We start from the raw sequence: 12576 nt of genomic DNA on the forward strand, positions 1-12576 counted from the left end.
GTAGAAACCGGCAGCCCGAAGAGGAGTCCCCATGAGTACCGAAACACTCAGGATGCGAGGTCCTGTCCATGGCACGAAGGACGCCAGGCGCGTAGCGATCGGCTCCTCCGTGGGTGCCGTCATCGAGACCTACGACTTCATCGGGTTCGGCACCGCCGCGGCGCTGTACTTCGGTACGGCCTTCTTTCCCGGCGCGGATCCGGTCACCGGAACACTCGCGGCGTTCGCGACGCTCGGTGTCGGCTTCGCAGCGCGCCCGCTCGGCGGCGTGCTCGGTGGGCACCTCGGCGACAAGCTGGGCCGCAAGCCGGTGCTGGTGGCGTCGCTGATCGCGATGGGTCTCGCGACCTTCGCGATCGGCCTGCTGCCCACCTATTCGCAGGTGGGGCTGATCGCGCCGGTGCTGCTGGTTCTCGTCCGTGTCATCCAAGGCCTCGCCTTCGGCGCCGAATGGGGCGGCGCGATCCTGATGAGCTACGAGCACGCCCCCTGGAAATCCAAGGGCAAGTTCACCGGCATCGTGCAGGCCGGCTTCCCCGTCGGGCTGCTGCTGGCGAATCTGGTGTTCCTGTTCAGCGTGCACCTCGGCGGCGACTGGGCCTGGCGGGTGCCGTTCCTCGCCAGCATCGTCCTGGTCATGGTCGGCCTGGTCATCAGGTCGAAGGTGCCCGAGTCCCCGGTCTTCGAGGACGTCAAGAACGAAGGCGACATCGTCAAGTCGCCGGTGCTCGAATCCATCAAATACGACTGGCGAAACATCCTGCGCGGCATCGGTCTTCGAGTCGCCGAGACGGCGGGCTACGCGGTGTCGATCACGTACATGATCTCGTACCTGCACAACCAGGGTCTCGCCGGAAAGTCCGAAACCCTCGTCGCCCTGTGCATCGCGTCCGCGATCGGCATCTTCGCCACCGTCGCCTGGGCCCGGCTCACCGACCGCATCGGACGACGCCCCCTCTACATTGCGTCCTGCGCCTTTGCCGCACTGTTCGGAATTCCGATGTTCCTTCTGGTCAACACCGGTCTCTTCGTCCTGATCATCGCCACCATCGTGATCTCCTACGGCGTCTGCCAGAACTCGCTGGCGGGAGCGCAGGGTGCGTGGTTCCCCGAACTCTTCGACGCCTCGCGCCGTGCCTCGGGAGCGTCCCTCGCCTACCAGATCTCGGCGATGGTCTCCGGCTTCACGCCCTTCGTCACCACGCTGCTGTTCGTCTCCTTCGGCTGGTGGGGCCCCGCGCTGCTGTTCAGCACGTACGCCCTGATCGGACTGTGGGCGGCATTGATCACCAGGGAGACCTGGGGACCCACCGAACGTCGCCTCGCCGCCGAGGCCGCGGAGCGCGCCGATTCCAAAAGCGCCGACGCGCCGACGTCGACCGGCACCACGCCCACGATCCGCAAGGAAAAGGAACTCCTGTGACCATCACAACCGCCACCACCGCGGCCGAAGACACGACCAGTGAAGCGTCGCGCATCGCGACCGTCGAGCAGTTCGCGTACCGCATGCGGCACAACGTCATCGACATGGGTGAGGAACAGGGCCAGGGATACGTCGGGCAGGCGCTCGGGGCCGCCGACATCTTCGCCACCGTCTACGCCGACCGACTGCGGTACCGCGCCGACGATCCCGCGTGGGAAGGCCGCGACCGGTTCCTGCTCTCCACCGGCCACTACGCGATCGGCCTCTACGCCGCACTCGCCGAGGCCGGAATCATCCCCCGCAGCGAACTGCAGACGTACGGCTCCGACGACTCCCGGCTGCCGATGTCGGCGATGTCCACGTACACCCCCGGCATGGAAATTTCCGGCGGCTCCCTCGGCCACGGCCTCACCATCGCGGTCGGGATGGCGCTCGGGCTGCGCCACCAGCACTCCACCGCCCGCGTCTTCAACTTCCTGTCCGACGGCGAACTCGACGAGGGCTCGACGTGGGAGGCGGCCATGGGCGCCCACCACCACCGGCTCGGCAATCTCACCGCGATGGTCGACATCAACGCCCTCCAGGCCGACGGTGCGACCTCCACGGTGCTGAGCACCGAACCCGTCCACGACAAGTGGGCGGCCTGTGGGTGGCACGTCGAACGCGTCGACGGCAACGACGTCACCGCGCTGGTGCGCGCGTTCGACAACGCCGCCGCCGAATCCGACGGCAAACCGTCGATCATTCTCTGCGACACCCGCGTCGGGAAGGGTGTGCCCCTGCTCGAGTCCCGGGAGAAGGCGCACTTCATGCGCATCGACGAACACGAGTGGCAGATCTGCCGCGACCAGCTCACCGCCGGCTTCGACAACAAGGACGCCTGACATGACCACCGCCAGCAAGCCGAAGCTCAAGACGTCGGCCATGATCGCCTCGTTCGTCGACGACGGCCAGAAGACCACGTCCGCACCGTTCGGGCACGCCCTCGTGAAGGCTGCCCGGGAGAACGACAAGATCGTCGGGCTGTCCGCCGACCTCGCCAAATACACCGACATGCACATCTTTGCGCAGGAGTTCCCCGACCGCTTCTTCCAGATGGGGATGGCCGAGCAGCTTCTGCTCGGAGCCGCCGCCGGGATGGCCGAGACCGGCCTCGTGCCGTTCGCGTCCACGTACTCGGTGTTCGCCGCACGCCGCGCCTACGACTTCCTGTGCCTCGACATCGCCGAACCGAACCTCAACGTCAACATCATCGGCGGCCTCCCCGGCCTGACCACCGGATACGGGCCCAGCCACCAGGCCACCGAGGACATGGCCATCTTCCGGGGCATCCCCAACCTCACCATCGTCGACCCGTGCGACTCGATCGACATCGAGCAGGCCGTCCCGCAACTCGCCGCGTCCGACGGTCCCACGTACCTGCGGTTGCTGCGGGGGAAGGTCGCGACCGTGCTCGACGAGTACGACTACACGTTCGAGCTGGGCAAGGCGAAGGTGCTCCGCGGCGGCAACGACGTCGTCTTCGTCACCAGCGGGCTGATGACGATGCGCGCGCTGCAGGCCGCCGATCGGCTGGCCGGGCACAACGTCGACGTCGCGGTCGTGCACACGCCGACGATCAAACCGTTCGATGCCGCGACCGTCCTGGCCGAGATCGACACCGACCGCCTGGTGGTCACGCTGGAGAACCACACCGTGATCGGCGGACTCTTCGAAACCGTCGCGGCCGCCGTCGTCACGGCCGGACTCGGCAAGCGTGTCGTGCCGATCGCCCTCCCGGACGAGTTTCTCGACGCCGGCGCCCTGCCCACCCTGCACGATCGGTACGGCCTGAGCACCGACCGGATCGTCGCCAAGGTGCTGGACGAACTGGGATGACCTGCACGTACGGCCCTCGCCGCGGGTCCGGGGGCGAGGGCCGTACGATGGCTGTCAACAGGTTGCTGTCAACAGGTTGCTGTCGACAGTTGATCGCCGACCCCACGGAGGCACCCATGGCCGGACAACCCGCCGCACTGCTCGGGCTGGAGAAGACCAGCCTCCGTCAGCAGGCCGTCGCCGCCCTGCGGGTCGCGATCACCAGTGGGGAACTGGCGCCGAGCAGCCCGCTCGTGGAGACGGAACTGTCCGAGATGCTGCAGATCAGCCGCGGCACGCTCCGCGAGGCGATGCGGCAACTCCAGCAAGAGGGCTTGATCTCCGCCGGTGCGCGGGGTCGCCTGTACGTGCGGCACCTCGATTCCAAGGAGATCCGCGACATCTTCGCTGTCCGCGCCGCCCTCGAGGCACTGGCGGTCCGGGAACTCGCCGGCCTGGCCGACCGCACCACCGCCATCGCGGAACTGCGCGCTGCCCTCGACGTCATGGACACCGCGGTCCTCGAGGCTCGCATCGAGGCCGACCTGAACTTCCACCGCACCATGTGCTCGCTGACCGGCAACGACACACTCCTGCACTCCTGGATCTCTCTCGAGGGATCCATCCGGATGTCGATCATGTTCGCCGGCCTCGACCGCGCCGTCGGCAACATGGACGTCGGCCGGCACAGCGCCATCGTCGACGCCATCGAAACCGGCGACGCCGACGAAGCGGCCAAAGCGATTCAGACGCACATGGACTGGGCCTCGGCGAACCTGGTTGCCTGACCCCCACGTGAGTGGCAAAGAGTGCGGGAGCACGCTTTGCCGCTCACGTACCCGGCGTCACCCGGCCACGAACGCGGGTGCGGGCGCGGGGGCGGGGGCGTCGAGGGTGGTCCACGACCGTCGGCGGGCGTCGAGCGGCGTGCCGGGGAGGATGCGGGCCCGCCGGTGCTCGGGTTCGAGCAGCACCGTCGACAGGGTGGCCCAGCGCTGACCGAAGACCGCGTCCGGGGCGGGGACGCAGCACAGCTGGGGCTGCCCCGGATCGGAGTACAGGTACTCGACGAGGTGATCGGCGACGGCAGGCGCCGCGTACCGCTGCTGCCGGGAGGCGATCAGCCCGTAGCGGTCCTGGGAGTCGGGCTCGTACAGGCCGGCCTTCTCGCGGGCGGCGTTGGCCGGGTCGAGAAAGTGGTTGGTGTGCGTCAGGAATCCGTCCGTCGGGTGCAGGGCGGCGACGCCGACGGGGCTGACCTCGGCGCACGCGACGGTGTCGGGGTCGATCAGCGTCAGCGCGCCCGAGGTTGCGATCGGCGCCGAGCGCAGCAGATCGAGGGCCTCGCCGACGGTTCCGGCTTCACCGAGGACCGCCGCCGACAGGATGTGCACGGGCACCCCGGCCGGTGCGTCGTCGCGGTGGCCGAGGATGTTGAAGAACACGCCGAGGCCCGCACTGTTCATCCCGATCTTGCCGAGGATGCCGTGCTCGGTCAGCCCGACGTAGGCGTGGCGGGTTCCGCGCACCTGATGGGTGTGCCAGTACGGGTCGAGTTCCTGATGCCAGTCCCAGGTTTGAATCCCGAACGGCGCCGACGCGCGATCCGCGGGTGCGTAGGCGATGGTGGAGCACTCGCCGGGGCGGGCCGCGGTGGCCTGGGACAGGATCTCCGTGCGACCGTTCAGTGCCATGACGTGCCAGGGTTCGAGCCCGGCGCCGGCAGCGATGCCCTCGATCTCCTCGAGATACCGGGGACCCCACGCCCCCAGGACATCCGCGAGTCGGTGCGCGCTGTCGCGGGTGCGGTTCTCGCTCACGCCGACCGTATCGAACAGGCGCAGATACAGTTCCACGGACGCGGGCAGGTCGGTGCGCAGCTGCGTGCCGCGGGCGACACCGCGTTCGCGCGGCCGGGTGTCGTCGACGCAGACGTGAGGGCGGGCAGTGGTGGAGTCGGTCATGATCGTCCTCGTTATCCAGATGGTGTGAATAAAGCTGTGGAGCAATTGATCACAGAGGGTCAGCGGGTTCGGTACGAGCGCATCAGCACGACGTACAGCGCCGCGGACACGAGCAAACCGACCGGCAACGACAGGTCGACGCCGCCGACCGCGTTCGCGACGGGTCCGGTGTAGACCGGGGCGGCGACGCAGAGCGCGGCCGCGGCGATGCCGGTGAAGACGGCGACCGTTCCCGCCCAGTTGATCCCGCCGGTGTACCAGTAGGGGCTGCTGCTGGTTTCGTCGCCGAGCCCGAGGCCGTCGTAGCGGTTGCGGCGCCACAGGACGTCGGCGACGTAGACGGCCATCACGGGACCCATCACGGTCACGACGAGCTGCATCATGTTGCTGACGGTGTCGAGGAAGTTGGAGACGAGCAGGGCGTACAGCGTCATGGCGACGCCCATCGAGCCGTCGAGGAGGACGCTGCGCGAGCGACGCAGGCGCAGGCCGACCGATTGCAGCGCGAGCCCGGAACTGTAGGCGGTCATCGCGTTGTTGGCGATGGTGCCGACGATGACGGCGAGTAGGAAGATCGGCGTGAACCAGGACGGGAGGATGGCCTCGAGTGCGATCTGCGGGTCGGCCATGTCGAGTCCGGTGCCGGCGAGTGCGCCGAGCGCGGTGAACAACACGCTGGGGACGAACGCGCCGAGTGCCGTCCAGACGGTGACCGACACCGGCGACGTGGTCGCCGGCAGGTAGCGGGCGAAGTCCGCGCTGTTGGTGTAGGACAGCGGAGCCGACGCCACGATGGAAACACCCGCGGCCACCGTCGCCCACAGCCCGATCCCGTGGAGCGCCTCCGCCGGCTGGTAACCCCAGTCGGCGTTCCCGAGGACGTAGCCGGCCATCACCACGAAGATCAGGATCAGCACGACGGCCAGCGGCTGGTAGAGCCGCACGATCGTCGCGTGCCCGTACACACCGATGGCCAGCGTGGCGGCGGCGATCGCCAGGATGACGACGACCTTCACCGGGGTGGTCGCGTGGATGCCGAACCGTTCGAGGAGCCGGAACGCCGTGTACGACGCGGCCGCCCAGTTCAGCGCCAGGTAGCAGACGCTGATGAACCAGCTGGTCACGAGGATGTTCACCCGATTGCCGCGGATGCCGAAGATCGCCCGGGTGATTACCTCGCTGGGTGTGCCCGACGCCGGTCCGCTGGCGGCGACGATCCCGGTGAGGATCGAGAACAGGTTGCCGACCACGATCACCGCGAGCGCCTGCCAGAACGACAGGCCCATCAGGATCAGTGCGCCGCCGACGACCAGGGCCAGGTAGCTCACGTTGGGCGCCGCCCACACCGCGAACAGGTCCCGGGCGCGGCCGTGTCGCTCGCCGTCGGGGATGAAGTCGATGCCGTGCGTCTCCACCTGCCCGGCACGGTCGGCCGGCGGCGTCGTGCCGGGTTTCGCCGCGCGGGAGTCTGCTCGAGTCGATGCCATGGGGTCCTCCGGGTAGACGAGCACGGATGTGCGGCTGGCGGCGCAATCGCCGATCTGGCGTGACCCGGGTCACCGTACGGAACCAAATCGATTTGGACAAGAGTGTGAGAAACCAATTTACAAATCGATTTGGTGCAGGTCGGACAGTTGGTAGCCTGATCTGGTGACGGAGAAACGATCGCGACCCACCATCGCCGACGTGGCACGGCACGCCGGGGTGTCGACCACCACGGTGTCGCACACGTTCAGCGGCAAAGGGGTCGTCGCCGCCGCGACGCGGGAGCGGGTCCGCGCGACCGCGAAGTCCCTGGGCTACCGGCCGGATGTGGTGGCGAGGGGGCTGCGCAGCAACCGTCTCGGCATCCTCGCCCTCGTGCTCCGGCCCCTCGAGACGCTGGATTCTTCGCTCCCCGAGGGCGTCGACTACTTCCTGCGGTTCGCGGGTTCGGCGGCGCTGGCCGCGATGGACTTCGGATACGGACTCATGCTGGTGTCGGACCCGACGCGCGAAGAGTCACCGGCCGCCGCCCTCGCCTGCGACGGGTTCCTGATCACGGAACCCGTCACCGACGATCCCCTCATCGAGATGCTCCTCGGGGAAGGCGTGCCGTTCCTGTCCGTCGGCAAAGATCCGGCGCGGGCCGAGTACGAAAATTGGATCGACACCGACACCGAACTCATGACCGACCTGGTGCTGCGGCACCTCGACGAAGCGGGCGCCACGCGGGTGGCCCTCGTCGCCGGAACCGACCCCAATTCGTGGAACCTCGGCGCCGAGGCCGCCTACCGCGCCTGGGCGGAGACGCGCGGTCAGGACCCGCTGGTCGCCCACCGGCCCGAGACCACCGGGGAGGCCGGCGGCCGCGACGCCGCGGACGAACTCTTCGACCGCAGCGACCCGCCCGACGCGGTGTACTGCCTCACCGGCAGGCACGCGGCCGGAGTGCTCGCACGAGCCCGGGAACGCGGACTCGACGTTCCCGGCGACGTCCAGATCGTCGGCGGCTCCGACTCGGAGCACACCCGATCCGCGACGCCCCCCATCACCTCGGTGGACCTGCAGCCCGAACTCCTTGCCCGCGTTGCCGTCACACAGCTCGTCAACCGCCTCGACAACCTCGACCGGCCCGTGCCGCCGGGGAAACTCCACGGACGCCTCATCGTGCGGAACTCCACCCGGACGTCATGATTCGACCGATGGCAGCGATATCCTTGTGGGCACGCCATCGAGAGGCGAGTCCACGGTTGTATCTGCGTTCTGGTCGTGCCGTCGGAACCAGCGCGCGGCGGCACGAGCCGACGGGGTGAGTGGTCCGTCCGATGGGTGAAGGTGATCCGCTCGACACGCAGCGGTACGTCGTCCCCGTCGTGGCGTCGGAGCTGAGTGCGGCCGGTTTCGACGACGCCGAGGAGATCGGACGCGGCGGCTTCGGAGTGGTCTACCGCTGCACCCAGGCGGATCTGGATCGCACGGTGGCGGTGAAGGTGCTCACCGTCGATCTCGACGAGGAGAACAAGGCCCGGTTCTTCCGGGAGCAGCGGGCGATGGGCCGGCTCACCGGTCATCCGAACATCGTCGGCGTCCTGCAGGTCGGGGCCACCGACAGCGGAGTTCCGTACATCGTGATGCCCTATCATCCGCACGGGTCGCTGGAGGCCCGGGTACGCAAGGACGGTCCCCTCGAACTGGACGAGGTGCTGCGGCTGGGGGTGAAGGTCGCCGGCGCGGTGGAGACGGCGCACCGGCTCGGCATCCTGCACCGGGACGTCAAACCCGCGAACATCCTGCTCACCGATTACGGCGAACCGGAGTTGACGGACTTCGGCATCGCCCACATCAGCGGCGGTTTCGAGACCGCGACCGGCGCTGTCACCGGGTCGCCGGCCTACACCGCGCCGGAGGTCCTCCAGGGTGACCCGCCGAGCCCGGCCGCCGACGTCTACGGTCTCGGGGCGACGCTGTTCAGTGCCCTCACCGGTCATGCCGCGTTCGAACGCCGCAGCGGGGAGCGGGTGGTCGCGCAATTCCTGCGCATCACCACGCAACCCGTGCCCGACCTGCGGGAGCACGGGATCCCCGACGACGTGTCCGACGTGATCGCCCGGGCGATGTCCCGTACTCCCGGTGAACGTCCGGCGACGGCCGCCGACTTCGGGGAGGAACTGCGGCGGATCCAACTCGATCGCGGTCTTTCCGTCGACGACATGGCCCTCCGCACGGAACCCGACGCGCAGGTCCACGACCGAGGGCACGGACCGCGCGGCACGACACCAGCGAGCGGCGTGACGGGACACCTCCTCTTGGAACTGACGAGTTTCGTCGGCCGCCGGCACGAGCTCACCGAGGCGAAGAACCTGCTCGCCGGGTCGCGGTTGGTGACGCTGACCGGGATCGGAGGGGTCGGCAAGACGCGGCTGGCGATGCGCGTCGCCGCGGGGGTGCAACGCGACTACGGCGACGGTGCGCGGCTGGTCGAGTTGGGCGAACTGCGCGACGGGTCTTCGCTGGTGGACGCGGTGGCCGCGGCAGTGGGGGTGCGGGACCATTCGGCGCGGCCGCTGCGCGAGGTGTTGATCGAGTTCCTCGCCTCCAGGGAACTGCTGCTGGTCCTCGACAATTGCGAGCACCTGGTGGACGCGGTGGCGGAGCTGACCGAGACGCTGTTGCGGGTGTGCCCGGCGCTGCGGATTCTGGCGACCAGCCGCGAATCCCTCGGCATCGGCGGGGAGGCGGTGCTGCAGGTGCCGCCGCTGGCCGTGCCGGATCCCGATCGCAGGCCGTCGTTGCGGGGATTACCGAAATACGATGCGGTGCACCTGTTCGCCGAACGCGCCGCCGCCGCGGTTCCCGGATTCGCGCTCACCGAGGACAACGCGGCGGCGGTGGCGGGGATCTGTCACCGATTGGACGGGTTGCCGTTGCCGATCGAACTGGCCGCGGCCCGGTTGCGGGCGATGTCGCCCGAGCAGATCCTGGGGCGTCTGACCGACCGCTACACCCTGCTGACCCGCGGCAGCCGCGGTGCGCCGACGCGGCAGCAGACCCTGCGGTTGTCGATCGACTGGAGTTTCGAACTGTGCACCGCCGGTGAGCAACTGATGTGGGGTCGGTTGGCGGTCTTCGCCGGCAGCGTCGAACTCGATGCCGCCGAGCAGGTGTGCGGCGACGGACTGGGCCCGGACGAATTGCTCGACACGCTGACCTCCCTGGTGGAGAAATCGATCCTGATCCGGGAGGAGCACGGGTCGGTGGTGCGGTTCCGGATGCTCGAGACCCTCCGCGCGTACGGCTACGAGAAACTCGAGCAGACCGGCGAGACCGTGACTTTGCGTCGCCGGCACCGGGATTGGTACGAGGCGCTGGCGCTCACCGCGGAGGCCGAGTGGATCAGCGCCCGGCAACTGGACTGGATCGCCCGCCTGAAGCGGGAGCAACCGAACCTCCGTGAGGCACTGGAGTTCTGCATCGACGACGATCCCGCCGCCGGCCTGCGCACCGCCGCCGCACTCCGCTGGTTCTGGACCTCCCAGGGTCTGTACAGCGAGGGGCGGCGCTGGTTCTCCGACCTACTGGCCCGCTGCCCCGGAGCGCCGACGGTCGAGCGGATCAGGGCGCTCTACTGCGCCAGCGTGATGGCCAACGTGCAGGGCGATCTCGAGTCCGGTGCCGCGCTCGTGGCGGAGGCGCGGAACCTCATCGCGCACACGAGCGACCCCATGATGCGTGCGTTCGTCTCCTTCGCCGATGGAACGTTGGCCCTCTACAGCGGGGACCTCCCAGACGCATGCGCGCACCTCGAAACTGCACTCACGGAGTTCAGCACACGCGGGGATCGCACACTCGAGACGAACGTGCTCTATCTTCTCGGGTTGGCCTACGGACTGTCCGGCCAGACCGAGCGGGCCGTCGAGCGCCACGAGCGGGTCCTCGCGATCACGGAAAAGTACGGCGAGAAGATGTACCGATCGCATTCGCTGTGGGCCTTGGGGATTGCGGTGTGGCGACAGGGCGTCGCCGATCGCGCAGTTCGGTACCTCGAGGAATCGCTGGAGCTGTCGCGGCAGGTGCACAGCCCCCGCTTCGCCGCAGCCGCCGTCGAAGCGCTGGCCTGGATCGCGTGCGAGAGGCGAGATCCGACTCGGGCCGCGGTGCTGATGGGGGCCGCGCAATGGCTGGCGAGGTCGGTGGGCAGTGCTGCGGTCATCCATTCCAATCTGATTGTCTACCAGACTGAATTCGCCGAGAAGGCCCGGCGGGAACTCGGGGACACAGCATTCGCGGCGGCCCACTTCAAAGGTGAACAGCTCGGCTTCGACGCGGCCATCGCCTACGCCCTCCACGAAGCGCAGCCCGGTACCTCCACACCGGACACCGACGCGCCGACGCGACTGACCAAGAGGGAACGCCAGGTCGCCGACCTGATCGCCGAAGGCCTGACCAACCAGGCCATCGCCGACCGCCTCGTGATCTCACCGCGCACCGCCCAGGGTCACGTGGAGCACATCCTGGCCAAGCTGGGTTTCACCTCCCGCACCCAGGTCGCGGCCTGGGTCGTGGAGCAGGCGCACGGCTAGGTCGGTGGCCGAGTCCGGTCTCTCGGACACAGTGCACCGATAGCAGCGGCGATCAGGCAGGCGACGGCCCCGAGAAGCAATCCTGCGCGGCCGCCCCACTGCTCACACACCCATCCGGTGATGGGCCCGCCGACCGCGGTGGATCCGATGAATGCCATGCCGAACAGGGCCATGACCCGCCCGCGTTTGTCCGGTGCGGCGGCGAGTTGCAGTGTGCTGTTCGTCGTCGAGTTGAACGCGACACTGCAGGCTCCGACACAGGCCATGACTGCCAGCATGACCCACAGATTGGGGACGACGGCGGCGACGAGGAGAACGGCTCCGAACGCCGTCGCGGTGACGACGAGCGGCCCGGTTCCGGTACGGCCCCAGGTTGCGACAGCGAGCCCGCTCACCACCGATCCCGCTCCCATCGCGGCGGTGATGAAGCCGTACGCTCCCGGCCCGGCGTCGAGGGTCTGGTCGGCGATCACCGGTAGCACTACGGGGAATTCGAGGGCGAAACAACCGACCAGCGCCATCATGGTCAGCGGTACGGTCAGTTCAGCGGACTGCCGGACGTACGCGAGACCTTCGCGGAGCTGACCGCGAGCCCGGACCGTCGGTGGTGACGGATTGAGCTGCGAGACATCGAGGGTGAGCAGGGAGATCACGACCGCGACGAAACTTGCGGCGTTGAGAAGGAAACACAGACCGACACCGCCGGCGGCGATGACGAGCCCGGCGACGGCAGGACCGACCATCCGTGCCGTGGAGGTGAGCACCGATTGCAGGCTGACGGCGTTGCGAAGTCGATCGGCCCCGACCATTTCGAGGAGAAACGATTGGCGTGTCGGAGTTTCGAAGCACTGGTTCAGGCCGAGCACGAGAGCGAGAACGTAGACCTGCCAGAGGTGGACCGTTCCGGTGACGGTGAGAATTCCGAGGACCAGTGCCTGCACCCCCATCAGGGTTTGCAAGGCGATCATCAGGCGCCGCTTGTCGACCCGATCTGCAACGACGCCGCCATACGGGGCGACGAGGAGCATCGGCACGGTCTGCAACGCCATCACCGCACCGATTGCGGTGGCGGAGCCGGAAAGTTCGAGGACGAGCCATGATTGGGCGATGGTCTGCATCCACTTGCCGGCCTGCGAGATCGTCTGGCCGGTGATGTAACGGCGGAAGTTGGTGGTGCGCAGCGACGTGAAGGTTTGTCCGCGGAGGCCGGAGAGGACGGTCATCGGCGTGGTTTGCTCCCTTCCATTGGCGATCCTGAACAGGCTGGTCG

General features: G+C 68.3%; 9 protein-coding genes. 6 read left to right on the forward strand and 3 right to left on the reverse strand.

Translation table 11 applies throughout. The features are described 5' to 3' along the window. Positions 1 to 31: 31 nt before the first annotated feature. The 4 genes from JWS14_RS21065 to JWS14_RS21080 all read left to right on the forward strand — a co-directional run bounded on the left by JWS14_RS21065 (position 32) and on the right by JWS14_RS21080 (position 4068). Positions 32 to 1423 carry an MFS transporter gene (locus JWS14_RS21065; RefSeq protein WP_072943595.1) on the forward strand — a complete coding sequence of 464 codons (1392 nt, stop codon included), beginning with the start codon at positions 32 to 34 and terminating at the stop codon, positions 1421 to 1423. Further along, positions 1420 to 2307 (forward strand): transketolase, encoded by an 888-nt coding sequence (locus JWS14_RS21070; protein ID WP_072943593.1) that lies wholly within the window; start codon positions 1420 to 1422, stop codon positions 2305 to 2307. Before JWS14_RS21065 ends, JWS14_RS21070 begins: the two co-directional genes overlap by 4 nt. Position 2308: 1 nt before the next feature. Next, positions 2309 to 3301 carry a transketolase family protein gene (locus JWS14_RS21075; protein WP_206014264.1) on the forward strand — a complete coding sequence of 331 codons (993 nt, stop codon included), beginning with the start codon at positions 2309 to 2311 and terminating at the stop codon, positions 3299 to 3301. Between the two features lie 116 nt (positions 3302 to 3417). Next, positions 3418 to 4068, forward strand: coding sequence for a GntR family transcriptional regulator (locus JWS14_RS21080; RefSeq protein WP_072943589.1), 651 nt, complete (start codon positions 3418 to 3420; stop codon positions 4066 to 4068). A gap of 57 nt (positions 4069 to 4125) precedes the next feature. On the opposite strand, the gene JWS14_RS21085 is transcribed toward JWS14_RS21080, so the two are convergent. Together JWS14_RS21085 and JWS14_RS21090 are read right to left on the reverse strand one after the other, a co-directional pair. Further along, entirely contained in the window at positions 4126 to 5244 is a 1119-nt protein-coding gene (locus JWS14_RS21085) for a C45 family autoproteolytic acyltransferase/hydrolase (RefSeq protein ID WP_206014265.1), read from the reverse strand. Positions 5245 to 5303: 59 nt separating this feature from the next. Then, positions 5304 to 6731 (reverse strand): purine-cytosine permease family protein, encoded by a 1428-nt coding sequence (locus JWS14_RS21090; RefSeq protein ID WP_206014266.1) that lies wholly within the window; start codon positions 6729 to 6731, stop codon positions 5304 to 5306. 163 nt (positions 6732 to 6894) lie between these two features. Here JWS14_RS21090 and JWS14_RS21095 point away from each other — a divergent pair, with 163 nt between their 5' ends. Then, positions 6895 to 7920: a LacI family DNA-binding transcriptional regulator gene (locus JWS14_RS21095; protein WP_206014267.1), complete on the forward strand. Its 1026-nt coding sequence runs from the start codon at positions 6895 to 6897 to the stop codon at positions 7918 to 7920. Positions 7921 to 8051: 131 nt separating this feature from the next. Next, positions 8052 to 11306 carry a protein kinase domain-containing protein gene (locus tag JWS14_RS21100; protein ID WP_206014268.1) on the forward strand — a complete coding sequence of 1085 codons (3255 nt, stop codon included), beginning with the start codon at positions 8052 to 8054 and terminating at the stop codon, positions 11304 to 11306. Here the strand turns inward: JWS14_RS21100 and JWS14_RS21105 are convergent. Next, complete coding sequence (locus JWS14_RS21105; RefSeq protein ID WP_206014269.1) at positions 11303 to 12529, reverse strand: MFS transporter; 1227 nt, start codon at positions 12527 to 12529, stop codon at positions 11303 to 11305. The two genes, JWS14_RS21100 and JWS14_RS21105, sit on opposite strands and share 4 nt — an antisense overlap. Positions 12530 to 12576 lie beyond the last annotated feature (47 nt).

This window comes from Rhodococcus koreensis (assembly GCF_017068375.1).
Classification (GTDB): Bacteria; Actinomycetota; Actinomycetes; order Mycobacteriales; family Mycobacteriaceae; genus Rhodococcus_F; species Rhodococcus_F koreensis.